We start from the raw sequence: 26,257 nt of genomic DNA, 5'->3' as shown, positions 1-26,257 counted from the left end.
TGCGCGTCTCCGCTTCGCCGCTGGTCCCTTTTGCTGTATTGTCCATACAATTGATAGTGCTGGGCCGGATTGTGGCTGCCACCGCCCTTGTTCTGGGTCCGCGCGAGTGTCAGTGGTGTCCATGGGCGCTGGCGGAAGCGCCTCCGAAGAGCCGCGCGATGGCGCGGAAGGGGAGTGTGACGACGGTGGCAATGGCTCCGCCGATGGCGCGCAGAACATCTGCGATGGCCTTCAGCATGTCGGGACCTCCAGAAACGGATCGGGCCTTCTTGTGCCACGAGCTGCGAACTCCTGCACAAGCTGGTCCCTCCCGGTTGCCCGTGGACCGACGCCGGAAACGTGGCGCCTTTGGAGCCATATTCGGTTGGAGCCATATTCGGAGTGCTGGAACCCCGTGCCGGTCAGGTCCGCGTGCACCTGGCCTCCGGCGGGCACCCTCAGGCGCTTATCCAGCGCGCAGACGGTACCGCCGACCGACCATCTCCCCATAGGCCAGTCATTGTCCGCCTACTTCCGGGGCGACCGGCATACCCCCGGTCATCTGCTGGTGGGAGGGCCCAGGCATGGCAGGCACGGTTTCCGGCAGACAGAGCATTGACGTGACCCACTCGGCACGAGCGGGTCAAATGTACGGCCTGATCATGTTTACCGGCTCGCTCGGCGGTCAGGCGGAGTGTCAGCAGCATGATGTCGACGCCAAGGGAGCGTGAGCGGACATGACCGCCAGCGAGAAGGCCAAGGCCAAGACCGAGCAGACCGTCGGCGCCACCAAGGAAGCCGCCGGACGCACCGTGGGCAACGAACGCCTCACCACCGAAGGCCGCGCCCAGCAGATGAAGGGCGACGCCCGCCAGGCCAAGGAAAAGACCAAGGACATCGGCAAACACTGACGCGCACAACGCGACGTGCGAAGGGGCGGCCCCACCTGGTGGGGCCGCCCCTTCGCACGTCACCACAGGCCGACAGGCCAACGGATATTTCGCGGGAGGGGGGCCTGTCACCGATGCCTGATGGTGGCGGCGTCGATCAACCTCCGCTGTACGGCTCGCACGCGGCTCCGTCTCCGTTACGGCGGGCCCGGCTCCGTCACCGTGACTGTGGGCGCAGGCTCGGGGTGCCGGTGTCCTTGACCGTTGCGACGCTCACGAGTGCCACGAAGAGCAGTCCTGCCAGGACCCAGAGCCACCAGGGCCAGGGCCCAGGCAGTCGACGTCGGCGTCTCGGTGAGTCCGGTGGTTGTGGCGGGCGCGTCCCGCCCTGCTTGTGAGCGCTGCCCCACCTGTGCACTTCGTCGTCCGTGGCCGCCTCCAGCCCGGGGCTCGCCGGTCCTACGCGGCCTCGTAGTGGTGCGCGCGTCCGCCCCGCCATGTCACCCATGCCAGGTCGTCGAGTAGTCCCTCCGCGTCGGGCAGGCCGGCGCGGCGGAGGAACTCGATGACGTCCGCATCGGAGTGGGCGAGGCCGAGGATCTGCCCGCGCGCCGTCACCCGTCGGCCGCCCGTGGGGGACGGCGGGTGCACGACGATCGGCGCTGCTCGGACCATATGCACAGCCTGCTCCGACCGGGTGGTCTATGCATCCCGACAGGGATTACGGGCAAGCGGGTGTCAGCCCTGTCTCGTACCCCGAGCGAGGCAGGGCTCATTCCAGCAGGTTGAGTGCCGTGTCAGGCCGACAATGCGTACACGCCCGGATGCCGCGCGCCAGCTCTCAGCTCGGAACGGAAGCAGGGCCCGCAAGCGCGGTTCCGCGTAGGCGGCTTCCATGATCTTCGCGAAGGCTCCGCGTAATCCACCAGGTCCATCTTGATCACGGTCGGCACCACGTGTGGGACGCGCAGTAGCGCAGCGACCGCGGCGACCGCGGCGTGCCGGCTTCTGCTCGACGACGCCGACTCGTCAGGGCCGTCAACGGGCGCGGTCGGCAACCCGCGGTGGACGCGACGGGTCCACCTTGCCCGCCTTGATGCAAGAGGTGCACACGTTCATGAGCAGGGGCGTTCCGTCTTTGACGGCCCAGACCGACTGGATGTTCGGGTTGCATGCTCCCCGCTCCCGCCCTGGGACGGCTCTCGCCCTCAAGGCGGGGGCTTTCGTTTGCCCGGGGGATCGCCCGCCGCGGCCCCATGCGGGAGGGCAAAGTGCTTGCATTTGAGGATGCCCTGCCGCGATCACACTGCAGGGCAGGGCGTCCTTATGGGCTGCCTCAACCCCCTTGACTCCGGCGCTTCAATTCGCCGACGCACAACAGCTTGTCAACGAGCCTTCCCTGCCTGCCTGCCTGCCTGCCTGCCTGCCTGCCTGCCTGCCTGCCTGCCTGCCTGCCTGCCCTTCCGCGTGGACCGTTCTGCCCGGAGCGAGGAGTCGGGCGACGTTCAAGACTCAGGTTGGAGCTTCCCGAGCAGCTCCGCTACAAGGTCGCGGACGTACGCCTCATCCGTACCAGGGATCGAGAAGACCACCCGGAAGTAGAGGGGTGCAACAATCCGATCCAGAACCCGCTCAAGGGGTGGGGGTGCGTCGCCGCGCTCCCGTGCCGCGTCGAGGGCGGGGCGGAAGCGCTCTCTGACTCTGTCCAGGCATTCACGCAGTCCGTCGTGCCGCTCGTCGACATCGGGTGCGACCTCGGCGCGGAAGAACGCGATGCCACCGGGCCGGGAGAGCTCCGTCAGGGTCCAGAGTGCCTGGTTCTCCAGGTCGGTGCGCAGGTCGCCGACGAGCGGGGGAGCGCCGGCGTCGTCGCGGTGCTTGGCGACGTCGGCCAGGAGCGCGGCGAGCGTACCCCAGCGCCGGTAGAGGGTGCTGGAGTTGACCCCCGCGCGCTTGGCCACGGCGGGGAGGGTCACCTGGTCGGCGCCGCGCTCGCCCACCAGCGCGACCGCGGCGCTGTGTACGGCGGCACGGACGTGGCTGCTGCGGCCGCCGGGCCGCTTCGTCGATGCGTCTGCGTTCACCCCTCCACCCTAAAGCAAAGGGTTGCGCTTTAAGGGTGGAGGGGTCTACGGTCGCACTAAAGCGAAGGTCATTGCTTTAGTGCTGCGAAAGGAAATGCCATGTCCACCAACGAAGCCTCCCTCGCCCTCGGGCGCACCTTCCACCAGGCCCTTGTCTCGGGCGACTGGGACGGCATCCGGGCCCTGCTGCACGACGACGCCACCTGGACCCTGCCCGGTGACAACACCATCTCCGGCACAGCCGACGGCGCTGACGCGGTGGTGGAGCGTGCTCAGCGGATCGCCTCGTACGGCCTCGACTTCGAGCTGCTGCATCTCCTGGTCAGCAGGGAGAACCTGGCGCTCTCCCTGCACAACACCGCACACCGGGAGGACGCTGTGCTGGACGAATACCTGGCCACGGTCTGCCGGCTCCGCGACGGAAAGATCGCGAGTATCGAGACTTACCTCTCCGACGTGCCCGGGATGAACGCCTTCTTCGTCTGACGACTCCCAGCTTTGGGTTCTGCCCCCCAACCGGCTTCTCGCTCCAGCGCGACCGTCTCTTGGCCCCCGTCATCTGCCCGGGCCGGGTGGTTGGGCGGCGGATACCGCAGACGGGTGGGCAAGCCGTCTGAGGTTAAAACGCAAGCTCAGTAGCTGGTTTAGAAACAGGCACCAAGCTTGTGCATGCTTGTGCTTTGTCTTTCAGGGGTCACGGAGACCTGTAGTCGAAGGGTGCGTGACTGCTCTGATCCGATTCGCTGTGGCCGCTTGCGTCCGTAGCGGGTGGTGCATAAGCGGTGGACAAAGATTGTGCGAGCGGCACACTGGCCCGTGTGAAACGACTGCTGGTGGATGTGGACGGCGTCACTGCGCGGTTGGTAGGCCGGTTCGGTCCCCGTGTTGCCGAATGGTGCGCTGAAACGCCCACCCTCGTCGAGCGGTTGGCGTCCCAGTGGGGGCTTTCGCTTGATGGGACCCTCCCGGACGGTGCTTCGTCGATTGCGTTGCGGTGCCGTTGGTCCGACGGCACGCCTGCGGTGCTGAAGATCAGCCCGGAGAAGGCCCTGATGGCAGAGCAGGCCGACATGCTGGGATGGTTTGCCGCCTCGGGCCGGGTGCCCTCCGTGCTGGCCGCCGACGAGACGGCAGGGGCAATGGTGTTGGAGGAGATCCTCCCCGGAACGCCGGCGGAGGACATGCCTGCTGCTGCGCTCCCGGACCAGTGGTCGGAGCTGCTCGCCGCCCTGCACGGGGTCGCGTTGCCTCCGTGGCCGACGCGTGTGCTGCGTGGGCGGTGCGAGGAAGCCTTTGCCCGGGTCGGCAAGCGGCTGTCCGAGCCCGCGGTCAGCGCACGGATGGACGTCACCGTATGGGACAGGGCCATCCAGCGGTGTGAGCGGCTGCTGGAGACGGAAGCGACCACCGTGCTGCTCCACGGTGACCTGCACCTGGGCAACGTCCTCGACGGCGGACAGCGTGGTCTCATGACCATTGATCCGAAAGCCTGTGTCGGTGATCCGTGCTTCGACGCGGTGGACTACGTCCTGGCCGCAGCCGGGCTGGAGGGCGTCGACACCCGCTGCGCGCGTGTGGCGGCGGCATGCGGACTCGATGGCGGTCGGCTCCATGCCTGGAGCCAAGTGATCGCGCCGTTTGCGGCCATCGCCCACCTCAGAGGTGGTGGTGAGAAACAGGCGGTCGATGAACTGCTCGCGTTGAGCCGGTGAGCACAAGGACAGCCCCCGAACAGAGCTCGTACTTGAGGCGGGTACAGGCTGTTCACCGGTCATGCAGGAGCCTTCGCGGGAGCGTGTGCCATGTCGAATCAGGCGTCTGACCAGCGCGAAGGCCGTGCACATGACTCTGCTCCGATCCGGACTCGGACGGGAAGCGTTGGCGCAAGTGTCCCGGTTCCGAGGCAACTTCTTTGGCTGTCTGGCAGCCCAGGCTGATGAACTGTTCGAACTCGCGGATGCGGTGCTGTGTGCGGACGGCCCGGTGAAGTCACCAGTCGATCCGACACTCACGCTTGAGCGCTGGCGTGGTCATGGCGGGATGTACGGCGGCCTGAACAAGGGGCGCATCGGCATCGAGCGGTTGCGAACGGTGCTGGTCGCCCCCCACGATGACGACCTCCGGATCACCGGGCACCCACTGCCCGGCCGCGATCAACCGCTCGACCACGGCGCGGAGCTGGGCCGCGATCACCGCGGTGGCGTCGCCAGCCGGTCCCAGGCGGAACCGCGGCAGCGGCAGGCAGGTGGACGCCCGCCCAAGCATGGGACGGAGTTCCGCTTCACCAAGCCGGAGACCTGGCCCGAGCCTTCCGTCGTCACGGCGCCGGACACCACGGACTACGGCAAAGCCCAGGCCCAGGCATGGGACCGGGTGCACCCACGTCTGACGTACCGCTCGGCCTGGCTCGACCATGACGGCGAACTCCCTCTGGTCGAGGGCACACTGGTCAGGCTGAAGGCCGAGCACCTCTCCAAGGACCGCGAAGCAACACCGGTATGGCTGTGGTCTGCGCGGGCGGGGTCGGCCTCCCCCAGGACCGGCGGAGATCAGAGGCCGGCGGCTGCAGGTGACCCCGGCCCGTGTCCGCCGAGGGTTCAGGAACATCCGCCCACATGTCCTCCGTCCGGCTCGTGTTCCCGAACCCCGCAGCACCGGCCCCGGACGCCCACTCACTGTGCTGGTGTGGCCGGTGAGGGGGGCGGTGCAGCGTCCGCTGGCTCCATCCCAAAGTCGTACCGTGTTGTCCAAACTGTCGGTGGCGAGCCAGGTGCCGTCCGGCGGCATCGCCACCGACTGCACCTTGTCGGTGTGGCCGGTGAGCGTGGCCAGCAGGCTGCGGTAAGGGAAGTCTGGGGGCGGCCGGAGCCTGACCAGGAGCGGTCGTGCGGGGGAGGTGCCAAGCCGGGCGGTGACCGGGCCACGCCAGGACGGAAGGAAAGCGAGCCGACTGTAGAGGGTGTTGACGACGAGAGGCGCGGGATCGGTGGGGGCCAGTAGGTGGGTGATCTGTGCCAGGACGCGTGTGCGGGATGCCGCGTCCATGGTGGGAACGTGGCTCAGGTCGCGTTGGGGTGCGTTGGCGCCGTGTCGGACGAGGCGGTCCTCCACCCATCGAAGATCGCTGGCGCCAGCCTCGGCCAAGTCGGTGCGGCCTGCTGCGACGAGGTGCTCGATCGGATGGTCTTGGAGGTAGCCGTCGGTCAGTTCCCACCACGCAGGGTCGCAGGGTACGGAGTGCGCGTGTGCGCGGAGGGCGGTGCGGCGTCGAGTAGATCATCGGCTGCGGCGTCCACGAGCTGCCCGTGCAGCGCAGCAAGACGCGTCGGGTTTTGGGCGCTCAGGAGATAGTCGCGAATGACATCGTGGAGACTGATGCGCCCGTCGTTGTCCCGGGTGAGGGAGAGCAGCGACGGCCCTGCCAGCAGTGCGCACAATGCCCGAGATTCACGCTCATTCAGCCCGCCGGTGACCTGCCACAGCCGCGCGATCAGCGGCAGTGGCACGCTCTCGTCCTCGGCGAAGATCGCAAGTTCGGCGAACCGCTCCATGCCGCCCCCGGGCAGCAGGCCGCTCGCCGCCTCCACGGTGGCGCGGATCGCCCGGCGGCGCTGCCCGGGGTGGTCCATGTCCATGGCGGCTCCCGTGGGGTCGGCCCCTTGCGGCCCATGGACGCGGAGCTGGTCCAGCATCTCTTCGGCGGCTCGGGCCGGATCCCGCCCAGTCTCGATATGAGTCTTGATCTGCCGGTTGACCAGACGCAGCAGCAGAGGCCGGCGGCCGGTAGCACCCAGCAGCACGCCGGTGGCCAGCGGGGGCAGACCGTCCAGTTCCCACGTCAGCACCGTGCGGGCCTGGTCGAGGGTCATCTGGTCGACCTGGATCGTCTGAGTCCCGGCCGGGAGCAGCGAGGGGATCGGGCGGATGAACGCGGTGATCTCGGCGACCCGCGCAGCGATGTCCGTCCGCCCCCGCAACCCCCGACCGAGGGTGAAGCTGTACACCCCGCCCTTGTAGTGCTCGCGCACCCGAGAGGTGGCGCAGACCATCTCGGCGAGCGTTGTCTTGCCAAAACCTCCCGCGCCCCACAGCGACGTGGTGATACCTACAGTTGCCCTGTCACCGCACACCGCGTTCTCTGCTCGTTGTCGCTCCGCCCGGTCCACGATCCATTCCTTCACCGGGTCGAGCGCGGGCGGATCAGGAGGGGGGCGCCTGTGTCAAGTTCCCCCATGCCGCGACGACAGCTGCCGCCGAGGCCAACACCCCGAAGGAGATCCAGCCTGGAGGCGACGATGGACCGGTCACCACGCTCTGCAGTGCGGCGACGACTACCCTCGTGCCTGCGAGCCCCGCACCCACTGTGTGCTGCCGCCGCATTGAGCCCCCATGATTACCGCCGTCAGGACCCGGGGTGAATTCGTCAACACCTGTACTGCTCCCCGACGTTGGTCACTATCCAACCAACCCTGCTCAGCGGCGCGATCTGTGACGATATGACAGGGCCTTGAAGTTCCGACTCATTCCGCACATCGGCGGAGCGTCTGATACGGCTGACATCGGCACCTCAGCTGTCGCGCCGTTTGCCGATCAGGCGATCACTTTGGCTGGCTGGCGGTATCGAGACCAGAGGCTGGTGAAGTGTGTGGGTTGATGCCTCACAGGTAACACCCGGCTTCTGCGACGGCCGGTTCTCGTGTCGGCCGAGGCGTGACTTCTGAGCATCGAGGCTGTCCATTCGGGCCAGAAAGCGTGCTCAGCCACAGTGACGGAGCGCTGGTTCCGTCCCATGAGCATTGGAGTTGTCGTGCTGAGCGTTATGTATGGCCGGCAGGGTGACGCTCGCGCGGGCTGAGCTGTGGTGTTCCCCGGTGGTCCCTCTTCTGTGAGGGGGGCGTTGTCGGTGGGTGATGGCAGGGTGCGTACATGACGGATAGCAAGAGTGCCCGCGTGACGCGGATCTTGAGCGGGTTGCCGACAGCGGCCCGAGAACTGCTGTCGGGGACGGACTGGGAGTCTCTCCAGCACGCCTACGGCTCCGGCGAGGACATACCAGTCTCCCTGTGCTCCCTCGTGGACGAAGATCCCGACGTTCGGTCCGAGGCGTTGGCCGCATTGGACATGGGCGTGCTGCACCAGGGCTCGCTGTACACCGTCACCGCGCCCGCGGCGCTGTTCGTTGCCGCGATCCTCGAACATCCGGTGGCCCTCGCCAAGCACGAGGGGCACTTCCCGTGGGACGACGGGCCGCCGCGTAGCTTGCTGGCGGCCCTGCTGGCCTGGCTGGGGCGGGTTGCCGAGTCGGCCGCCTATGGGGAGGATTTGGCGCGCGACCGAACCGACTGGCAGTGGGAGCCCTGGCACGACGAGACGCGCCGCGAGCACGACCCGGATGAACTCGCCGCACTGCACGCGTGCCGGGAGATACGCCCCACCCTGTACGACGCCGTCGAGCCGTTCCTCTCCTCTCCTGACCCCCACGTCCGCGAGGCCGCGCTCGGCGCCGCACTGCCACTCCTCTTCGCGCCGGGGCTCGCCGACCAAGTGCCGCGGGCCGCCACGCTGCTGCGGGCACGGCTGGGCCCCGTGGCGGGACGACGGGAGCGAGCGAGTGTGGCGAGGGCGCTCGGCATGTGGGGGATGGACACCTCCGACCTCCTCGCCGACTCCGACCCAGCTGTGCGGGTCTGCGCCGCGCTCGGTCCCGCCCGTGCTGACCGGCCACGCGCTCTCGCCGTCCTCCTCGACGCCCTGCGGAACCCGCGAACGACGGACGGCTGGTTCCCCGAGCCACTGCCCGGGCTCGACGGGTGGTTCCGGTTCACCGTGCTGCACTCCGCGCTCGCCCTGGCTGAAACCTTCGAAGAGTTGGCACCAGTGGCGGTCGCCATCGTGGCGGCTGGCGGCACGTCGGTCACCGACCACGAACGCGGGCCGATCCTGCTCAGAGCCTTTCCTGGTGGCCACCCCCCGACCCACCCGCTCACCCTCGCCCAACGCAACCTGTTGCGGGCCTTCGTGGACACCGATGAGGCGACGGGCGGTATCGCCGGGAACGTGTTGTGGTTCCGCGCGGCCGGGCTGCCCGAGAACCGGGAGGGCATCGCTGCGTTGCTGTAACCTTGCCCGCCACCGCGCCCTGCGCCCACGATGCTCCCCGCCTGAGGTTGAGCATCGAAGTTGTCGGCCCGGGTCCTCTACGGTGCACGGACACAGTGGCTAGGCTGCTGCTGCAGTGATCGAGCCCTTGCCGCTCCCTGGCGACCCGACCGGGCTTCACCTGCGTATCAACTACACCGACATGCTGAGTGACACCCTCGACGCGGACACCCTGGAGGAGTGGAGCGTGGAGATCCTGCGTCCTACGTCCCATCAATTTCAGTGATCAGGGCTTCAGTCCGGGTGCGGATCACGTCGCGTACGGCCTCGGCTCCAGGCTCGCGAGAACAGCCGCAGGCATCAACGATCCACGTTTCCCTGAATTCACAATCCTGTGTACTGTTGGCGTGTGCTGACTGTCGCCCCTGATGTCGAGGTGCTGGCCCGCTTTGGCCGCGCCCTTGCCGATCCGATCCGCTGCCGGATCCTCCTCGCCCTGCGCGCGGCCCCCGCTTACCCTGCCGACCTCGCTGATGACATCGGCGTTTCCCGGACCCGGCTTTCCAACCACCTCGCCTGTCTGCGGGACTGTGGCCTGGTCGTTGCGGTGCCCGATGGTCGGCGGACCCGCTACGAGCTCGCCGACGAACGGCTGGGCCGCGCCTTGGACGACCTGCGCCTGGTGGTCGTGGCGGTTGAGAACGACAAGACCTGCCCCGATGCCGGCGAAAAGGGCTGCTGCTGATGACCGCGATATCACTCGGGCCCTCTCCGGCTCGTCGGGACATACTCGCCCACCGGATACGCCTGCTGGTTGCCGCGACCATTTCCTACAACGTCATCGAGGCGATTGCCGCGATCACCGCCGGGACGATCGCCTCGTCCACCGCGCTGATCGGGTTCGGCCTGGACTCGGTGATCGAGGTGTCCTCCGCGGCTGCGGTGGCTTGGCAGTTCTCCGCCCCCGAGCACACCGTGCGCGAAGCCCGGGAGAAGACCACTCTGCGGATCATCGCAGTCTCCTTCTTCGTCCTGGCCGCCTACGTGAGCATCGACGCCGCACGGGCCCTGGCGGGCACGGGTGAGGCCGAGCGGTCGGTCCCCGGCATCGTCATCGCCGCCCTGTCTCTGGCGGTCATGCCGTTCCTGTCTGCCGCCCAGCGCCGCGCCGGGCGTGAACTCGGCTCCGCCAGTGCGGTCGCGGACTCCAAGCAGACCCTGCTGTGCACCTACCTTTCCGCCGTCCTCCTGATCGGCCTGGTCCTCAACGCCACCCTCGGCTGGTCCTGGGCCGACCCCATCGCCGCCCTGGTCATCGCCGCCATCGCCGTCAAGGAAGGCCGCGACGCCTGGCAGGGCAAGGGCTGCTGCGCACCCGCCGCTGCCCCTGACTCCCGGCCGGTGACCGCTGCCGCCGACCCCGACGGATGCAGCTGCGCTCCCGGGTGCGCCTGCTGTTCGTGAACTTCCGTTGCCGAACCGCCATACGCCCGTGCGCCCGCAGATACTGGCCCCGCTGCCGATGAAGGCGAGCGGGGACTGGCCGAGGCCCGGCAGGAGCTGGCAGCAGGCGTATGGTCGGCACCCGGCACGTGGGGTGAACTGTCGTCCGAATCAGGCGTCCACGCCGCCGAAGTGTTCCAGGGCCGGGGCAAACGACGTGCTGGAACTGGGGGCGGTGCCCGCCTGGGGCGTTGTGTCCCCTCAGCGGCGCTTGGCGAGATGGCGGGCGAGCCGTGGGATAGCGCTGCCCACCAGGAGGACGGCGAGACGGCCCGGGTCTTCGGCCGTTGCGACTGCGCTGGTTAGCATCCTGCCCGGCTAGTGGCGTACTGCCGATCACCGGCCGCTTCAGGAGCCACACCGCCGGATGTGGAGGTCAAGGTCCTTCGGGGCCCGCTCCTTCGTTCTGCGTTCCGTCGTGTTCACGGCAGTCGTACGAGCCGGAGTCGGAGGCGTGGCCCGGCCCGGCAGAGGAGTACGTCGTGCCGAAGAACCAGTGCACCGCCGCGCAGAGCGCCCGCAGGGCGAGCCGCAGGGCGAGCCGCAGGGCGAGCCGCAGCAGGGCCAAGTAGACGGAAGCCCTGCGCCGCGCGACGACCAGCGCTATGCCGCACGCACCCCACGTCCTGCGGTTCCTGGCGAAGAGCTCGGGCAACCTTTACCACCTGGTCGGCGGATCGCGGGGCCTGGGCACACAGCGGACAGCAGGTCCTGCTCCTCGAGGAAGCCGAGGACTCCTGGCGCTGGATCATGAGCGGTGTGGGTCGCAGCCGGAGCCGCCGGAAGAAGGAGACCGACCTTCGGCGGCTGGACCAAGACCTTCACTGACCCTCGTCTCTGCGCAGTTATCGTCGACCGGCTCACCTTCAACGGCACGATCATCGAAACCGGCACCGACTCCTACCGCCTCGCCAGCATCCGAGCACGGGCCGAGGCACCCGAGCACGGGCCGAGGCACCCGCTCAGGCCAGCTGAATCATCGGGAACCAATCACGCTGACGATGGTGAACGATGCGTAGAACGGCCCCCGGGAAAGGCTGGCAAACCAGCGATGTCCGCGGATTCGATCGATGTGGCCGTCGTCGATGGCTTTCTGCATATTGCGGCCAAGTCCCAGGGTGTGGTCTGCCTCTTGGAAGTCACGGAAGACCGGTGTTGTGGCGAGCACCGCTTCGACGTGGAAGCCTGCCTGTTCGGTGAGGCGTGTGAGGCGTGTGAGGCTGCGAGGGTCTATCGAGACGTTCCTGCGGTCGGCAGAATCCGTCCTCCCTACGCGCTGAGCCTGAGGTGCCGCCAGCTGTCCCCGTCAGAGCTAGTGGGAACCCTCCAAGCCCGGCTGGACATCGTTGTGTCGGTCAAGATCACCGTGTTCATCCGTTCGGCCGCAGACTTGCGGGACGGGGTGGTCGAGGCGACCGCCGCGTCCTTGTCCGTGACGACATCTGGGGCACCACACCGTGAGCGAACGCGTCATTGCGCCCAAGAGCCGGGGCTTCCTGTTCCTCGACTCCCATCCTGGCGGCTGCCGACAACTGGTGGACGAGATGTGGCAGGCCGTCCCTGCCCCGCTCACCCCCGGGGGCGAAGGACCGGTAGCTCTGGTCATCGGTTCGTCCGCCGGATATGGCTTGGCCGCCACGATCGCGGGCCTGGCCCGTGTCGGTATCCGTGGCATCGGCGTGTGCTTCGAGAAGGCACCCGCGCGCCGCACCGGCACGGCTGGCTGGTATCGCACCGCCGCCACCGCCCGGCTCGCCCGACAGCATGGGCGGGACATGGTCTTTCTCAACGGAGACGCGTTCAGCGACACGGTGAAGGAGCAGGTCGCCGACCTCCTCGCCGAGCGGTTCGGGGGACGACTCGACTATCTGATCTACTCGGTGGCCGCGCCTCGCCGCACTGACCCGGAGACCGGCAACACGTATGCCTCGGTCCTCAAGCCGATCGGCTCGACGTACACCACCAAGACCCTCGTCTTCGACGAACACGGTGCCCCGGAGGTCAAGGAGGTCACCACCGCGCCGGCCGAGGGCGACGACATCGAACAGACCGTGGCGGTGATGGGCGGCACCGACTGGGAGCGGTGGATCACGTTCCTGGCCGACCGGTCCCTGCTCGCCGACGGCTTCACCACCGCCGCCCTGTCCTACATCGGCTCGCCGCTCACCGCGGCGATCTACCGGCAGGGCACCATCGGCGCCGCGAAGGCCCATCTGGAAGCCACCGCACACACGTTGGACGAGCGCCTCGGCAAGACGGTGGGTGGCCGGGCGGTGACCTCCGTCAATGCTGCTGCCGTCACCCAGTCCTCCACCGCCATCCCCGGCATCGCCCTGTATGTCGGGCTGTTGCGTGGTGTCCTCGGCGACTCCATGGTGACCCCGATCGGTCAACTGGTGGAGCTGTGGGACCAGCTGACCGGCGCCCGCCCCCTCGACCTCGATGAAGAGGGCCGGATCCGCCTCGACACCTGGGAACTGGCCCCCGCCGTACAGAACGCCGTCGCCGAACGCTGGAGCACCGCCACCAGCGACAGCATCACTGAACTCGCCGACCTCGCCTGGTTCAGCGACGAAGTTCGTCGCCTCTACGGCTTCTCTGTCCCCGGCGTCGACTACACTGCCGCCGTCGAAACCGACGTTCCCTGGCCCACTCCCACCGTCTGACCCGCGCTACGAACGCCCTTGATCGCGTCGTAGTACGAGGCCGCGGCGCCAGCCCTAGTGACCTGGGCCGTTGATGCGTCCCGACAGTCTTGATTCCGACAGATGACTTGCCTAATGAAGGAGTTGGAAGTCTCCGTGCGTGGGCACCGCATCCAGGGCGGGCAGGCCCGCGGCCTGCTCGGCGATGGCGCGGATGAACTTCATCTCCTGAGCTGAGATGGGGCCGGGGCTGCGTCCAAGTGCCGCTCCAGTTTTCCCCGGGGCAGGGTGTCGGCGGCCGGGCGCGGTGGGGCGCTGTGGTGGATGGCAGCTGCGAGTTGCCCGGAGCCGGCACGAGCGCGGTGCCCAAACTCGACCGCGCGCAGCTCCGCCTCCACGGTCCCGTCCGGTCGCTTGTCCATCACGGCCAAGCCCGGCCACGACGGCGACGATGTTCCGAGCGTCACCAGGGCGCGCCCGATCGGCGCCAGCTGCTCCACCAGGGCCGTCGGTACGCGGCGGACGGCGAAGGAGACGAAGAGCCGGTCGTACGGGTCCGCGCCGGACCACCCTGTGGTGGCGGCCCCGGTCACGACGGCCGGGCAGTAGCCGAGTGCGGACAGGCGCTCGCGGGCGGCCGCGGTGACGTGCGGGTCGATGTCGAGGGTGACGACGCCTGCGTCGCCGCAGACGAAGCACGCCACCGCCGCGGTCACCCCGGCGCCGGTCCCGACGTCCAGCAAGCACTGCCCGGGCCGCAGGTCCAGGAGCTGGAGCAGGTCGGCGGTCATGCCTACCGTGCTCGACATCGCGGTCATGACGCCGCCGTGGCGTGGCCCGGCAGTACGGCCGAGGATCGGCTCGCCATCATGCTGGACCGCGACACTGTCCCGCTGTCCCGCTGTCCCGCTGTCCCGCTGTCCCCGCTGTGCAGCCGCTCCAGCAGCTCGTCCCGGCGGGCCCAGTCCAGCAGATCCCAGCGCGGCGGGGTCTCGTCCGGGGCGCTGCGCCGCACGTACGCCTGGGGCATCAGGACCAGGTGCGGCAGCGCGAGCAGGGCCTCGCGCACCGGCCCGGGGCAGCTCTCCGCTCCCCTCGAGCCGGGTGACCATCACCGCCCGGGCGGCCGCGGCCCCGGAGGCGTCGCTGGCGGACTGCGGCGGCAGGAACGGCGCGGCGGACAGAGAGGGGTCACTGCGTACGGTGCCCTCCAGGGGCTCCGATGGCGCGGGCACGGCAGACGTCACTGCTGCGGCGTTCGGCACCGTGTTCACGTGGCATCTCCTCCGGGCGAGCGGTCGTGACGGTCGTCTTCCGTGCGGGCGGGCGTGGGTATGGCCGGAGGGGCCATATGCAGTGCGTGCGGCGACGGCACGGGATCGCCGTTTGTGCCGGGCGCGGCGGCTGGCCGGTCTGGCATGTGCTGCAGCGTGCGCAGCGGGGAGCGGGGAGCGGGGAGCGGACGAGGGCGAGGGCGACGAGGGGGACGAGCAGCAGGAAGGTCCCGGCGGTCAGGGTGGGCCGCACCCCGACCCATGTGCCCAGGCCGCCGGCGAGGAGCGCGGCCACGGGGCGTGCGCCGGCCGTCAGCCATGTGCTGACGGCCTGCATCCGCGCCTGCATGCCTTCGGCTGTGACGATTTGACGAATCGAGCGCTGCGTAGTCCCCGCGGCAGCGGCGCAGGCTAACTGCAGGAACAGTGCCGTTCCGACCGCGATCTGCCAGCGAGGACTGGAAGAGGCGAGCAGCAGCGGGACTTGTGTCAACGGGGTGATGACAAGCGCGGTGAGCATCATCGGCCCGGGCCCGTAACGGCGGGCAAGGGCCAGGGCGGTCAGTGCCTCGGCGGCCGCACCCAAGGCGCCCAGGCCAAGAACCACTCCGAAGGCGGTCGCGCTCATCGCAAGAGTCCTCAACAGGTACAGCGCCCATAGGGTGTTGAGCAACGCCAGGGCGAAGGAGGTGGTGGCGTTGACCAGAGTCAGGGTCTGAAGCCGGTCATCGCCGTGTACGTATCGCAGGCCCTCGCCGATCTCCTCGCACAGACGGCGGGCTTTCGGGTGGGTCCGGGCGGGTTCTCGGGCCTTGATGCGGGCGGTGCATCCGGCGCTGATCAGATAGGAGGTGACGTCGCCGAGCAGGGCCCGGGCGGGGCCGAGCACCGCGGTCAGCGCGGCGCCGAGGTGGCTTCCGCCGCTCGCGGCGATCGCGAACAGCGCGCCCACGCGGCTGTTGCTCCGCTGAATCAAGGACCGGTCGACGAGGCTGGGCAAGAGGCTGATGGCCGCCGCGTCGTGCAGCACGCTCGCCGCCCCTGCACCACGGCGACGACCATGAGCTGCGTCAGCGTCAGCGTCAGCGTCAGCGTGCCCAGCGCGGCCGCCACCGGCACGGGTGGCGAGCACGGCGGCGCTGACCAGATCACCGGTGATCATCTGCCGGTGCTTGGAGTACCGGTCGGCGAGCGCGCCGGCGTGCGGGGCCAGCGGCGCGGGAGGCAACTGGCCGAGGAACGTCAGCCAGGCGACCTGGGCGGTGGTGGCGTCCAGGTGGAGCACGGCCAGCACCGGCAGCGCCATCTGGGTGATCGAGCTGCCGGCCACGCTCGCGGCCTGGCCCGTAAGGTACCGGCGAAGTCCCGGTGCCGCCACGGGGAGTCGCTGGAGGCGGGTTGGGCAGGGGGGCTCAGCGCAGGACGTCACGGAGCACCTCCTCGGCTTCGTCCAGGCGCTCCCACAGCGCCGTCGCGGCCTCGTGCCGGGCCCGCCCGTACGCCTCCGGGGAACCGACGGAATGCGCTGACCTGCTCAAACGTTGCGAGTAGCGGGTGATGGTCCCGTGTTGCAGCATGAGGGCTCCCTGTTGCTTGGGCACGAGTTCGCTTCGGGAGCGCCCGGATCAAGTACGGGGGTCGCGGTGGTCACGCCGTCAGCCCCCCGGGTTCTTCGAATCCGAGGATGCCGAGCAGGGACCAGCGAGACGGCTGCCTCACCGAGACAGGCCTGACCATCGGACCCGCCCGATCAGCCGCACGACACCACGAGTTCAACCTCAAGTAGAGGAGTACGAGAGACCGATGGAGAGAAGCACCCGACCGAGGTCCGTGCGCCCCATGCGCCCCGTGCGGACCGGGGGGGGAGGGGGAGGGGGGCTCTTCAGGCCGCCGTCAGCGCCGCCAGGGCGCGGTCCATTGCGGCGTTGAACTCTTCCGGCGTCAGCGGCAGTCGGGACTTGACGTCCCGACTCCACTGGTCGGCGAGAACCTCGGCGGAGCTTGCCTCAACACCGTCGAGCGCCGCGTCGGCCAGTTCGGACGGAGCGATCTTGTTCACGGGCCAGCCCGCAGCCATGTCGGTGTCGGCCAGGCCGAGGTGTACCGCTGTGACGAGCGTGCCCTGCTCGGCGAGTTCCAGGCGGACGCCGTTGGTCATGGCCCAGGCGGCGGCCTTGGTCAAGTGGTAGGCGTTGGCACCCTTGCCCCCGAACCACGACATGGCGGAGAGGACGTTCACGATCGCGCCCCCACCGTTCCTGGCGAGCGTGGGCGCGAACTCCCGGATCATTCCCAGGTGCCCGAACATGTTGGTCTCCAGCTCGTGCCGCACCGCGTCCAGCGAACCGGTCACCAGGTCGGTCCCCCTCTGGATCCCCGCGTTGTTGATCAGCAGCGAGACGTCCGGGGCGGCCTCGGCCGCGGCCCTCACGGATGCGGGATCGGCGATGTCGAGGGGCAGCACCTCGACCCCGGGCAGGTCCAGGGTCTCGGGCCGGCGAGCCGTCGCGTAGACCTTGCGTGCGCCCCGTTCGAGCAGGCGCTGGGCGAAGGCGCGGCCCAGGCCGCGGTTGGCTCCGGTGACAAGGGCAACTGAGTTGTTGATGTCCATGGCCGGTACGCTAAAACCTGACGCCAGCGTCAGAGGCAAGTGCCGGCCATCGGGCCAGGGGTGAGAGGAATCACCATGACTGTCACAGCGGCCGCAGCCGAGCGGCTGATCCGCATCGGCGAGGTGGCACGAGGTGCCGGTGTCTCCGTGCGCGCCGTGCGCTACTACGAGCAGCAAGGGCTGCTCATCGCGGAGCGCAGCCCGTCCGGCCAGCGCCTGTACCGGAAGGACGCCATCCCCCTGGTGCGCTTCTTCCAGCAGATGTTCGCCGCCGGCCTCACCAGCCGAAGGATCACCGAACTCCTGCCGTGCTGGGACTCCGGGCACACCGACGCCGAGCAACGAGCCATGCTGCGAGCCGAGCGCGAGCGCATCCAGGCCAAGATCGACGACCTACAAGCCGCCCTGAACCACCTGGACGAGGTCATCGCAATCACGGACACGCACCCGTAGGCGCGATCGGTCCACACGTCTCATCAGCGATCCAATCTCGCTGTCCTGGTCAGGGGGACGGCCACGCCCTAGTGGTGACGACTCGTGAGTACCGGATGGATACCTTTAACGCCTCAGGTATCGGATGCCTGCACATAGAGGGGCAGCATCCGTCTCCTGCAGCCGTCACCACCGATCACCCATCCAGCACCACAGGCTGTTCGACGAGCAGAAGGCATTTCCCACCGGGCCAGCACTCATGGAGAACGCCGCCTGACCTGCCAGGAAGCCTTGATCGGGTCGGGTGGGAGCGCCGATCATCAGGGCATGAGACCAGAAGTCCTGACCTTCGTCGCCGATGGCCCGCTGCCCGACTGGGACGCCGAGGAGGAAGAGATGGATCGGCGTGTCACCCAGCTCGAAGCGATCAGCAAGCCAGTGACAGGAGAGGAAGCGGCTGCTCTCGTCACCTGCTTCGGCCCCGACGACTGCTATGGGGTCGCCTGGACACTCCTGCACCTCATCGAGACCCGGCCCCCACCCGGTCCTCAAGACCAAGCCGGCCCTGGACGCCAACGAATGGCATCACCGGCTCTACGACCGCGCCGTCTTCGAAGGGCCCGACGGCACGGATCAAGCCCTGCACAGAACCAGCGGTCAAGCCGGGTGAGGATGGTCGGCCGGGTGAGGATGGTCGGCCGGGTGAGGATGGTCGGTATGACGGATGGGGATCGGTTGGGTCGGACGGCAGTGCCGGCCCGCCGTCACAATCCGTCTCGGAACCCTCTGAATCAAGGTTCCGAGACGGGTCCTCAGAGAACCACGGTTGCAGCTGGGCCCGGGGGTGCGAGGACCGTTTCCGCCCCACCCTGCTATGGATTCGAGGATCACCAGTGGGAGGGAAGGATGCCCTGCCAGCAGAAGAACAGCTGACGGCGATGAGAGGCCCCGGGGGCTGGACCTGACACCTCGTCGAAGCGCACCGTGCCGCCGGAGAACGTCGCGTAGTTGCAGTCCTCGGCGCCCTCCGCGGTCACCGTCACGTCGAGCGCGCTGCCGGCGGCCAGTGCCCGCATGGCGCAGACGAGCCCGGGTCGGTGAGGATCGGCGGATGGATGCCGCGCACGACGTGGCGCAGTTCGTACGAGCCCCCCGCGGATGAAACTTCCTGAACTGGCCTGACTTGCTTCGTCGGAGCCCTCCCCACCCTGGCGGGGCGCGAGCGGCGTCGGCTACCTGCCAGTAAGCACATCGGCAAGGTGTTCGTGAAGCTGGGGCTGCCGCCGAGCGACAGCGGACATCGGCGGGTGCTGGCCGTGCTGGCCTGTCTGAACGCGGGGGAGCGGGGTAGCGGGGCCGTCAGGCCGGTGCGGGGTGTGTGCTCGGGGCGTGAGCGAAACGTGAGCAAAACGTGAGCGGCGGATCTCACGCTGGACCGCGTAACGCCCCGCTTTGGACAGGAGTCCCATGCCCGGCCCTACTCCTCGCGCCGCCCGCGCCGGATCGCGCAGACGGTCCCGCCCGCTGGCACATCATATGACGGTCTGTGTCGCGCCCGGCGCGGCGCTGCTGACCCCGACCGCCGCTGGGGCGGCCGGGTCGACCAATGATGACTCCTACCACAACCTCGGCGCACCGGACCGGAACGAGTGGATGTGGGGCGTCGCGAGCAACACCATGCTGTCGGACATGTCCATCCCAGGGACTCACGACACGCTGTCCATCCACGGTGGTAACTACGTGGAGACGCAGGAGAACTACGGCGACAGCGGGCAGACGCTGAGGGCGCAGTTCGACCGCGGGATCCGTGCCATTGACATCCGGGTTCGCTCCATCGGTGGCAAGTTCACGATTCACCACGCGTCGTACTACCAGAAGGCCAACTTCGACGACGTCCTCAAGAAGACGCGGGACTTCCTCAAAGCCAACCCGCACGAGACGATCGTCATGCGACTGAGGGCCGAGTGCCTTGACAAGGACGAAAAGGGCAGCCCGACCGACTGTAAGAACGAGCCGGAGAACGTGACCCAGGAGCAGATCCGGTCGACCTTCGACACTTACGTGAAGGAGTACCCCGGTCTCTTCTATGCCCATTCGGTGAAGGGGGACGGCAAGGCGGGCATTCCCAGGCTGGGGGACGGCCGCGGCAAGCTGGTCCTGGCCGGCTTCGACAATGCGGAAGCCGGCGGATATGGCATCCGCACCCCCGTGCGAGCTACGGCGGAAGTGTCCACCGCGCGGTGACGATTCGAAGCCGGCGGATCCATAGCGTTGCGCACAGCCGCGGCGCTCCGGCTGCGGATTCGGCGGAGGAGTTTTGGTGAGGCTGGTATGGCAGCTTGTGGCCGTCGCGGCCATCGCCCTCATCGGCGGTCAGGGGATCGCCGCGGTGCATGAGGACAACCCCTGGCTCACGCTCGTCCTCAGCGTCCTCAGCGTCCTCAGCGTCCTCAGCGTCCTGACGGCTGCGCTCGCTGTGCTCCTTTACGGGTGGGTGGTACGCCGGACCGAGCGCCTCCCGGCCACGGAGGTGGCCGGGAGGGGGGGCCGGGGCCGGGCTCGGCGTGGGAACACTGATCGGCTTGGCGGTGTTCGGGCTTGTCATCCTGCAACTGGCCACCAACCAACGGGTACTACGAGATCAACGGCCGGGCTCGCCGACCGGAGCGGTAGGGCGAGTCGGTTTCACGGCCGCCGCCGTGGCAGAGGCGACCAAGACTTCTGCGTACACGTTGTGGCGTCCTCAGGCGGTAGAGGAGCGGCAGTTCTCGCGTTCGGTACCGAAGTGAGGCGGATCCACCCGCTTGTCTGCGCCCTACGGCCACGGCTCATGTCCTTCGTCTCGTGGTCATCCTCGTACCGGTGGTCGTCCGGCTGGTCGGAGCAGCTTGTGAGAGAGCGTTCGGCAACCGGCGTCCCAACGTCCCAACGTCCCGGCGTCCCGTTCCACGCCCACGACGTCTGTGCTGGTCAGGGCATGTTTCGGCGTTCCGGCGTCCCGTAGTGGTCGTCATCTGTGGCGGGCGGGACGGATCACCGAACAAGCTGCGGTCATCTCAGAAACCCGCTGGACGAACCACTTCCGCACCCTTCAGCACCATGGAGATCTAGATGCGTTGGCGCCTTGTCACCCGTTCCGCCCGCCTCGCCTTCGCCGCGGTCGCCGCGCTGGCCCTCACCGGCGCCGCGACGGCCGCCGCCACGGCCGACGGCCGCAGCACCGCTGCACCGGCCTGCGTAACCGACGACCTGACCTTCACGGTCACCGAGGAGACGCAGGCGGGCGGCTACCTCTTCCTCACCGCTAAGGCCAAGCCCGGTATCTCCTGCACCCTGGAGGGTGTCTTCCCCTCCGCGTCCTTGGGATCCTCCCCCGACACTGCCGTGTCGCCCGCCGAGCACGCTGTCAGCGAGAGCGTCACCCTCGAAGGCTCCACCACCGCCTACGCCGGCATCTACCCCAAGATCACCAACGACGGCCTCGGCTGGGAATTCGACCAGCTCCACCTCTCCGTCGCCGGCGACGAAGTCAACTCCATCACCCTCGACCTCCCCAAGACCGTTCTGGTCGACCAGCCCATCGCCACCAACTGGCATGCCGACCCCGCCGACGCCGTCCCCTTCTCCAGCTGACGCACTTCTCCGGCTGACCAGTCGTACCAGCTGACCCTTCACCTCACGCGCGCACCAACTCCCGGTCCTCGTCGGAGCCCTTCGGCCCGCCCTTGCAGTCTTAGGACGAAGGGCGATCATCGTTCGGTGCGGGGTTTTCCGATCTTGAGTCGGTCGACGGGTCGAGACGGCCGCTCCGGCGGATGCGCTGGAGTATGTCGCGGGGAAGGACGGTGCCGCGTTCGTATTTGCCGGCGAGGAACTCTTCGAGGTTCGGTTCGGTGTTGATGTCGTCGGCGAAGGTGATGGCGGGTGAGGAACGTCCGCACCGGCTGGCGGCGCGGGGTGAGAACTGGCGAGGAGAGAGCCTCCCGTACGAGGCGGCGGTGAACGCCGAAATAGATCGTGAACGAGGGACGTGAACCAGTAGTTGGATGAGTCCAAGAGACGTCGGCAAACACCGCCGTCCCGGTAAGCGCACGGCGGATCGCCCTGCCATGACGCCCCTCCATCCCTCTGCCTGCCGTCCATCTGCGAGTGCCATCCAGAGTGGGCACCAGCTCCAATGACGTGTCGCTGACCGTTGCGTGACGCAGAGGGTAATTTTTCCAGTCCGGTTCGAAATATGACGAACCTGGCGCCTGTCACTCCTCATTTCTCCGACCCACGCAAGGGAAAACTACGTGACCATTACGTGGCGAGACCAATCCTTTCAGAAACTCGTTGTGGAAGAGCAAGCCGCTGGACTCGACAGCGGCACCTGGACATATCAATTGTCGGATCAGTGGTTCGGCATCGTCACGCCAGTACGAGGTGTGTGTCAAATTGAACGTCGAGACAATCACGGTTGGCGAGGTACCACGCTCACGCCTGGAGAGGTCTGCCGGGTCGCACCCAACAACCTGATCCGGCTCAGCAGGACACCGCCCAGACGTCTCCCATTCGAAGTCGTTTATATCCAGCTTTCCGTAGAATTCCTTCAGCGAGCACTGGACACACACACCGCCGCCCCTGTCCGTGATGTTTCGGAATTGCAGACACTGCGCGCCTTCGATCCACATGTCGCATCCATGGCGCAAACCCTGCTTCACGCCCGAAAGACAGGTGCAGGAGAGCGCTATGCCCTGAGTGCAGCCCATTACCTGGCCGAACACCTGCTCCATCCATTCCGTCCCGCATCACCGGGCACGGGAGGTCTCAGACCGGAACAACTGCTCACCCTGCAGGCTTACATGGAGATGCACCTGTCCGAGAACATCACACTCGACCAGTTAGCCGGAGAAGCACGTCTCAGCCGGTACCACTTCCTGCGCCGATTCTCTGTCACCACGGGAAAGACGCCCATGCGGTACTTGACCGGGTTACGCATCGACGCTGCCCGTCATTTGCTCACAGCGGGCAGCGACCCCATATCCCAGGTCGGCAGGCTCTGTGGTTTCCCGAATCCGGAGAATTTCGCGCGGGTGTTCAGGAAGCACATGGGCTGCTCGCCCTCGGAGTACCGGCAGCGAGGGCAGTGTCCGCCCGCTCCTTGAACGCCGACACGTGACGACGGACCATGGCCCCAGCGAACACGGTGGTGGAGAAGGTGGCAGACACGTGCCGGACGAGGCCCCCGGGCAGAGCGATCAGGGCATTCCCGCTCGCGCTCACCCGCCCGAGAACCTCGTCGTGGCCCTGCTCCGCCGCTGGAGGGTCTGTAGGGTCTTCGGTCTTCGGTGTAAGGGCGTGCAGATCTTGAGTGGGGTCGGAAGCGGGGAATGTCGCGACGTCGGCTGGTGTCCGGAGGCGGGCGGTGGAGGCGTTGATGTAGTGCGTGTGCTTCCAAGGGTGGGTGGACTTTGATCCGCCCCGCCCTGGACACCAGCGGCGCGGATGGTCTTGAGGAGGTCGCCGCTCACGCTGTTCAGCGATATGCCCCGCCGAAATGTTCACGGTAGGCGGCTCGGAATCCGTCCAGCGTTCAGCAGGCGGGACAAGCCTTTCAGGACCGGAGTGGCCCCGGTGAACGAATTCGATCACATCCGACCTCGCAGCGGCCCGTGGGTCAAGGACCGGGCTCGCCGGAGTCCTCAATGGGCGATCTCGGCAGTGGTGAGGAAGCCGATGCCCCAGACGTCGGCGGCCAGCCGGCAGGGCTGGTTCTTCACAATCGAGATTGAGGCGTCACCGTACTTCTTGCAGATGCACGGCGATCGACGTGGAGATCTCCTCAGTCTGGAGGAAGAGCAAAACCGCCCGTCGAGTTCGAACGGGCCATCCAGGAAGCGCGAGCCCGGACCGATGAGGAAGGCCGGGCCGCATAACCAACGTCTCCGCACAACCAGGGGATTGACACGGCCCATGGATTGGGCCGCAGCATCGATACTTCCCCCCTTCACTGCCAACCCCTCCACGAAGAAAGCCCGTTGAGTGAGCTGACCAGCACCCGCATCCGCACCACCGCCGCCAAGCTCGGCCTGCCGCACCTGGCCGAAGCCCTGAACCAGTACATCCAGCGGGCGGACGAGGCCAAGACGGGCTACCTCGACCTGCTCGACTTGGTGCTGGCCGAGGAACTTGCTGGCCGCGACGACCGCCGCTTCCGCAACGGCCTGCGGCTGTCGAAGCTGCCGCACCACAAGACGCTGGAGGACTGCGACTTCGCCTTTCAGCCCGACCTCGACCCACGCAGGGTCAAAGACCTGGCCACCCTCTCCTTCGTCGAGGACAAAGCCAACGTCGCTCTGCTCGGGCCACCCGGAGTCGTCGATCACGATGGCCCCGCCGTCGTGCGGTGCCGTCGCCGGCTGCTCGCGCGGCAGTTCAGGCCGCCGGTCGTTGACCTGCTCGGCCTCCCAGGGCGACTCGGACAAGAAAGAACTGCAGCCGCTGCACCCCGGCTTCCCCGCGCCGGCGACCGGCTCCGCCCCGGCCAGGCAGGTGATCGCCTTGTTCCGCTCCCGCGGCGCCGACAGCCCGGTCAGGTACTCACGAAATCCCCGCCGCTCGCTGTGCCAGGCTGAAGAAGAGGTCATCGAACCGGGCCGCGTACTCCTCCAGCGGCCCCGGCGCAGGCGGACACGGACGGCGAGCAGTCATCTTCAGCCCCCAAGCCAGTTGACTCTTAGCACCGGCCTACGACCAGCCTGACCTGCCGTCAACCCACACCATCGCCGGATTTGACGAACCACCGGTAAGGGGGGGAGGGGGGAGCGATCCTGTGGCCAGCCGAGACAGCCCCGAAGCCGAAGCCGACGATGGCGTCGTACCAGTGGGCGGAGTCCTCGGACACGGCGCTGCCCGGAGCCGGGGCAGCGACATCCGGGAGGGACTCGCAGCAACGGTGCCTGGCCGAGGTCGAACGGGCGATCCGCCAGTTGCTGCACGGCATCATCAAGAACGCGCCTCCGGGTGTCGGCGTCCGCGATCATGCGAAGGTCGACGATGCCGGGCTCGCACACCGCCTCACGGTGGAACACCTGCTTAGGGGCCAGCTCGGCCGACAACGCGAACGGACTGCGCAACACCGGATGCGCGGCAAGAACGACGGAGAGGGCGCGGAGAATGCTCTCTTCTCAGAGGCAGCCCGCAGGTCAACCGTCCGACGGCGTTACGGGTCGGCCCGCTGTCGCCCAGCTCACAACTCCACATCAACGTGAGCTGTTGCCCCGTCAGCGGCAATGCGCCGACATCATGCCCCAAGGAACTCTCGTTCGGCCGAGACGAATGCCACATTCAGGCGATTGCCTCAAAAGTGATCGGAAGGGATGCAAGGAAGCGGAAGTTGATGCTTTCGAGCCACTCGGGCTGCGCCACCTCGCACTTCCAGTTGGTGGTCCGACGCAGCAGCGCCCGCAGTGCGACGTCGATCTCGGTGAGAGCTAGTGAGGCGCCCAGGCAGTAGTGGATGCCGTGCCCGAACGATAGGTGATCAGCAGCCGGTCGGGAGACATCCAATATGTCAGGGTCGGTGTAGCGGCGGGGGTCACGATTCCCTGAACCAAGAACCAGGGTCACCGACTGGCCGGCTTGGATCAGGTGCTCACCGAGGTCGATGTCGGCGAGCGCCTTCCGAGTGGTGAACTGGACCGAACTGTCGTATCTCATCAGTTCGTGCGTGGCGGGTGAAATCAGCTCAGGATCTCTGCGCAGCCGCTGAGTTTGCTCGTCGTCGTTCAACAGGGCGAGGACCGCGTTCCCGATCAGATGTGTGGTAGTCGCCTGCCCCGCGTCGATGAGCAGTAGGAGGTTGGCGAAGACTTCGTCCTCGGTGTAGTCGGCTGCCCGGAGTTGAGGACTGATCATCCGACTGAAGAAGTCGTCGGCCGTGCTGTTCCGACGAGCGGCGGCAGTGCGATCGAAGGACTCCCTCAGTGCCTGTATCCGCGCGTTCTGGGAGTCGGACTGGGTAAAGAACTCATGCAACAGCCCCTGCCAGCTCTCCATGAGGTGGGCGGCGTCGTCAGATACGCCTGCCAGTTTCGCGATGACGCCACGGCTGAGCGGTTCCGAGAAGTCGTGAATGATGTCCATGCGCCCGCTCGGCAGGACCTTGTCGAGTAGTGCGTCGGCCAACTCCTGGACATGAAAGCGTAGTTCCCGGGCGAGGCGAGGAGAAAGGCTCGGCCTGATCAGTCGGCGTAGCCGGGTGTGATGCGGTGGATCATTGAACAGCATCATGTCTGACAATGTGCGAGCCAGCAGTGCAACATCGCCACGGGCCTGTTCGGGGAGGCTCTCGTAGAAATCCGATATTCTGGCTACAGAAAGACGCTTGTCTTTCGAGAGATCGAGGATTTCCGGATGGCCGAACACCGCCCAGGTCTGCATCCATTCATCCCACTGCACCGGTGATTTTGTACGTAACTCGGCATACCATGAGTATGGCTCCGCCGCATGTTCGGGATCGAGCAGGTGAGAAAGATTCGTCGTATGGGGAGCGCGCATGGAAGATCCTCCAGTCCACCGCATCGAAGAAGTCGAAAAAACCCGAGGCGTCTAGTGTGTGGGGGATAGGTCGATAGGAGTCGGCCTTCAGTAAAGAAGAGGCGGATGAAGTCGCGGGCGATCGTCGTTCGTGCGCCTTCACCAACGCCGAGTCGTACTTCGTCTGTATATCGCCGGAACGGCCTGATCAAGCGGACCA

28 protein-coding genes and 5 pseudogenes are annotated in these 26,257 nt (G+C 67.5%); 17 read left to right on the top strand and 16 right to left on the bottom strand.

Features of this window, described 5'->3' with window-relative positions:
- Positions 1-109: 109 nt before the first annotated feature.
- Positions 110-238 carry an LPFR motif small protein gene (locus AB0N81_RS31705; protein WP_365364360.1) on the bottom strand — a complete coding sequence of 43 codons (129 nt, stop codon included), beginning with the start codon at positions 236-238 and terminating at the stop codon, positions 110-112.
- Positions 239-563: 325 nt separating this feature from the next.
- On the opposite strand from AB0N81_RS31705, the gene AB0N81_RS31700 reads away from it, so the two are divergent.
- Complete coding sequence (locus AB0N81_RS31700) at positions 564-710, top strand: hypothetical protein (protein ID WP_365364358.1); 147 nt, start codon at positions 564-566, stop codon at positions 708-710.
- A gap of 6 nt (positions 711-716) precedes the next feature.
- The gene (locus tag AB0N81_RS31695; protein WP_365364356.1) at positions 717-890 is read left to right on the top strand and encodes a CsbD family protein; all 174 of its coding nucleotides are present in this window, start codon (positions 717-719) and stop codon (positions 888-890) included.
- A gap of 438 nt (positions 891-1,328) precedes the next feature.
- On the opposite strand, the gene AB0N81_RS31690 is transcribed toward AB0N81_RS31695, so the two are convergent.
- The 3 genes from AB0N81_RS31690 to AB0N81_RS31680 all read right to left on the bottom strand — a co-directional run bounded on the left by AB0N81_RS31690 (position 1,329) and on the right by AB0N81_RS31680 (position 2,953).
- A complete protein-coding gene (locus tag AB0N81_RS31690; protein ID WP_365364354.1) occupies positions 1,329-1,544 on the bottom strand; it encodes a hypothetical protein in 216 nt (71 codons plus the stop codon).
- Positions 1,545-1,641: 97 nt separating this feature from the next.
- On the bottom strand, positions 1,642-1,707 hold the full coding sequence (locus AB0N81_RS31685) for a hypothetical protein (RefSeq protein WP_365364383.1): 66 nt from the start codon (positions 1,705-1,707) through the stop codon (positions 1,642-1,644).
- A gap of 667 nt (positions 1,708-2,374) precedes the next feature.
- Positions 2,375-2,953 (bottom strand): TetR/AcrR family transcriptional regulator, encoded by a 579-nt coding sequence (locus tag AB0N81_RS31680; protein WP_365364352.1) that lies wholly within the window; start codon positions 2,951-2,953, stop codon positions 2,375-2,377.
- 99 nt (positions 2,954-3,052) lie between these two features.
- On the opposite strand from AB0N81_RS31680, the gene AB0N81_RS31675 reads away from it, so the two are divergent.
- The 3 genes and pseudogenes from AB0N81_RS31675 to AB0N81_RS31665 form a co-directional block, all read left to right on the top strand.
- A complete protein-coding gene (locus tag AB0N81_RS31675; RefSeq protein ID WP_365364350.1) occupies positions 3,053-3,439 on the top strand; it encodes a nuclear transport factor 2 family protein in 387 nt (128 codons plus the stop codon).
- 353 nt (positions 3,440-3,792) lie between these two features.
- A complete protein-coding gene (locus AB0N81_RS31670; RefSeq protein ID WP_365364381.1) occupies positions 3,793-4,665 on the top strand; it encodes an aminoglycoside phosphotransferase family protein in 873 nt (290 codons plus the stop codon).
- 130 nt (positions 4,666-4,795) lie between these two features.
- A pseudogene (locus AB0N81_RS31665) lies at positions 4,796-5,050 on the top strand (transposase); the annotation flags it as partial.
- On the opposite strand, the gene AB0N81_RS31660 reads toward AB0N81_RS31665, so the two are convergent.
- Positions 4,943-5,218 (bottom strand): hypothetical protein, encoded by a 276-nt coding sequence (locus AB0N81_RS31660; RefSeq protein WP_365364385.1) that lies wholly within the window; start codon positions 5,216-5,218, stop codon positions 4,943-4,945. The pseudogene AB0N81_RS31665 and the gene AB0N81_RS31660 sit on opposite strands and share 108 nt — an antisense overlap.
- On the opposite strand from AB0N81_RS31660, the pseudogene AB0N81_RS31655 reads away from it, so the two are divergent.
- Positions 5,198-5,624: pseudogene (locus AB0N81_RS31655) on the top strand (transposase); the annotation flags it as partial. The gene AB0N81_RS31660 and the pseudogene AB0N81_RS31655 overlap by 21 nt on opposite strands.
- Positions 5,625-6,156: 532 nt before the next feature.
- Here the strand turns inward: AB0N81_RS31655 and AB0N81_RS31650 are convergent.
- On the bottom strand, positions 6,157-7,134 hold the full coding sequence (locus AB0N81_RS31650; RefSeq protein WP_365364348.1) for a hypothetical protein: 978 nt from the start codon (positions 7,132-7,134) through the stop codon (positions 6,157-6,159).
- A gap of 745 nt (positions 7,135-7,879) precedes the next feature.
- On the opposite strand from AB0N81_RS31650, the gene AB0N81_RS31645 reads away from it, so the two are divergent.
- From AB0N81_RS31645 to AB0N81_RS31630, 4 genes are all read left to right on the top strand, one after another.
- On the top strand, positions 7,880-9,073 hold the full coding sequence (locus tag AB0N81_RS31645; RefSeq protein WP_365364346.1) for a HEAT repeat domain-containing protein: 1,194 nt from the start codon (positions 7,880-7,882) through the stop codon (positions 9,071-9,073).
- Between the two features lie 115 nt (positions 9,074-9,188).
- A complete protein-coding gene (locus tag AB0N81_RS31640; protein WP_365364345.1) occupies positions 9,189-9,338 on the top strand; it encodes a hypothetical protein in 150 nt (49 codons plus the stop codon).
- Between the two features lie 123 nt (positions 9,339-9,461).
- A complete protein-coding gene (locus AB0N81_RS31635) occupies positions 9,462-9,797 on the top strand; it encodes a metalloregulator ArsR/SmtB family transcription factor (protein ID WP_365364343.1) in 336 nt (111 codons plus the stop codon).
- Entirely contained in the window at positions 9,797-10,516 is a 720-nt protein-coding gene (locus AB0N81_RS31630) for a cation transporter (protein ID WP_365364341.1), read from the top strand. Before AB0N81_RS31635 ends, AB0N81_RS31630 begins: the two co-directional genes overlap by 1 nt.
- A gap of 415 nt (positions 10,517-10,931) precedes the next feature.
- Here the strand turns inward: AB0N81_RS31630 and AB0N81_RS31625 are convergent, their stop codons facing one another.
- On the bottom strand, positions 10,932-11,210 hold the full coding sequence (locus AB0N81_RS31625) for a hypothetical protein (protein ID WP_365364339.1): 279 nt from the start codon (positions 11,208-11,210) through the stop codon (positions 10,932-10,934).
- 141 nt (positions 11,211-11,351) lie between these two features.
- Here AB0N81_RS31625 and AB0N81_RS31620 point away from each other — a divergent pair.
- A pseudogene (locus tag AB0N81_RS31620) lies at positions 11,352-11,468 on the top strand (ATP-binding protein); the annotation flags it as partial.
- A 63-nt stretch (positions 11,469-11,531) separates the two neighbouring features.
- Here AB0N81_RS31620 and AB0N81_RS31615 read toward each other — a convergent pair.
- Positions 11,532-11,723 (bottom strand): hypothetical protein, encoded by a 192-nt coding sequence (locus AB0N81_RS31615; protein WP_365364337.1) that lies wholly within the window; start codon positions 11,721-11,723, stop codon positions 11,532-11,534.
- A 289-nt stretch (positions 11,724-12,012) separates the two neighbouring features.
- Between AB0N81_RS31615 and fabV the strand changes: the two genes are divergently transcribed.
- Entirely contained in the window at positions 12,013-13,221 is a 1,209-nt protein-coding gene (gene fabV / locus AB0N81_RS31610) for an enoyl-[acyl-carrier-protein] reductase FabV (RefSeq protein ID WP_365364335.1), read from the top strand.
- 200 nt (positions 13,222-13,421) lie between these two features.
- On the opposite strand, the gene AB0N81_RS31605 is transcribed toward fabV, so the two are convergent.
- From AB0N81_RS31605 to AB0N81_RS31585, 5 genes are all read right to left on the bottom strand, one after another.
- Entirely contained in the window at positions 13,422-14,009 is a 588-nt protein-coding gene (locus AB0N81_RS31605) for a hypothetical protein (protein WP_365364333.1), read from the bottom strand.
- Positions 14,010-14,014: 5 nt separating this feature from the next.
- Positions 14,015-14,269 carry a hypothetical protein gene (locus AB0N81_RS31600; protein ID WP_365364331.1) on the bottom strand — a complete coding sequence of 85 codons (255 nt, stop codon included), beginning with the start codon at positions 14,267-14,269 and terminating at the stop codon, positions 14,015-14,017.
- A 122-nt stretch (positions 14,270-14,391) separates the two neighbouring features.
- On the bottom strand, positions 14,392-15,804 hold the full coding sequence (locus tag AB0N81_RS31595) for an MFS transporter (protein ID WP_365364329.1): 1,413 nt from the start codon (positions 15,802-15,804) through the stop codon (positions 14,392-14,394).
- An 82-nt stretch (positions 15,805-15,886) separates the two neighbouring features.
- Entirely contained in the window at positions 15,887-16,051 is a 165-nt protein-coding gene (locus tag AB0N81_RS31590) for a hypothetical protein (RefSeq protein ID WP_365364327.1), read from the bottom strand.
- Between the two features lie 305 nt (positions 16,052-16,356).
- Positions 16,357-17,085 (bottom strand): SDR family oxidoreductase, encoded by a 729-nt coding sequence (locus tag AB0N81_RS31585; protein WP_365364325.1) that lies wholly within the window; start codon positions 17,083-17,085, stop codon positions 16,357-16,359.
- A gap of 75 nt (positions 17,086-17,160) precedes the next feature.
- Between AB0N81_RS31585 and AB0N81_RS31580 the strand changes: the two genes are divergently transcribed.
- A complete protein-coding gene (locus AB0N81_RS31580; RefSeq protein WP_365364323.1) occupies positions 17,161-17,538 on the top strand; it encodes a MerR family transcriptional regulator in 378 nt (125 codons plus the stop codon).
- Positions 17,539-18,404: 866 nt separating this feature from the next.
- Here AB0N81_RS31580 and AB0N81_RS31575 read toward each other — a convergent pair.
- On the bottom strand, positions 18,405-18,593 hold the full coding sequence (locus AB0N81_RS31575; RefSeq protein ID WP_365364321.1) for a hypothetical protein: 189 nt from the start codon (positions 18,591-18,593) through the stop codon (positions 18,405-18,407).
- Between the two features lie 460 nt (positions 18,594-19,053).
- Between AB0N81_RS31575 and AB0N81_RS31570 the strand changes: the two genes are divergently transcribed.
- The 3 genes from AB0N81_RS31570 (at position 19,054) to AB0N81_RS31560 (ending at position 22,664) form a co-directional block, all read left to right on the top strand.
- Positions 19,054-19,761: a phosphatidylinositol-specific phospholipase C domain-containing protein gene (locus tag AB0N81_RS31570; protein ID WP_365364319.1), complete on the top strand. Its 708-nt coding sequence runs from the start codon at positions 19,054-19,056 to the stop codon at positions 19,759-19,761.
- Positions 19,762-20,628: 867 nt separating this feature from the next.
- A complete protein-coding gene (locus AB0N81_RS31565) occupies positions 20,629-21,150 on the top strand; it encodes a DUF4232 domain-containing protein (RefSeq protein ID WP_365364317.1) in 522 nt (173 codons plus the stop codon).
- A gap of 662 nt (positions 21,151-21,812) precedes the next feature.
- Positions 21,813-22,664, top strand: a complete 852-nt coding sequence (locus AB0N81_RS31560) for an AraC family transcriptional regulator (protein ID WP_365364315.1) — start codon at positions 21,813-21,815, stop codon at positions 22,662-22,664.
- A gap of 543 nt (positions 22,665-23,207) precedes the next feature.
- On the opposite strand, the pseudogene AB0N81_RS31555 reads toward AB0N81_RS31560, so the two are convergent.
- Positions 23,208-23,370 (bottom strand): annotated as a pseudogene (locus AB0N81_RS31555) (helix-hairpin-helix domain-containing protein); the annotation flags it as partial.
- A gap of 167 nt (positions 23,371-23,537) precedes the next feature.
- On the opposite strand from AB0N81_RS31555, the pseudogene AB0N81_RS31550 reads away from it, so the two are divergent.
- Positions 23,538-23,876 (top strand): annotated as a pseudogene (locus tag AB0N81_RS31550) (ATP-binding protein); the annotation flags it as partial.
- A 970-nt stretch (positions 23,877-24,846) separates the two neighbouring features.
- On the opposite strand, the gene AB0N81_RS31545 reads toward AB0N81_RS31550, so the two are convergent.
- Complete coding sequence (locus AB0N81_RS31545; RefSeq protein ID WP_365364313.1) at positions 24,847-26,058, bottom strand: cytochrome P450; 1,212 nt, start codon at positions 26,056-26,058, stop codon at positions 24,847-24,849.
- Between the last annotated feature and the right edge of the window lie 199 nt (positions 26,059-26,257).

The sequence above is a fragment of the Streptomyces sp. NPDC093510 genome (assembly GCF_040683555.1).
Classification (GTDB): Bacteria; Actinomycetota; Actinomycetes; order Streptomycetales; family Streptomycetaceae; genus Streptomyces.
The sequence above is the reverse complement of the archived record's forward strand: the minus strand, read 5'-3'. Positions and strand labels throughout refer to the sequence as shown.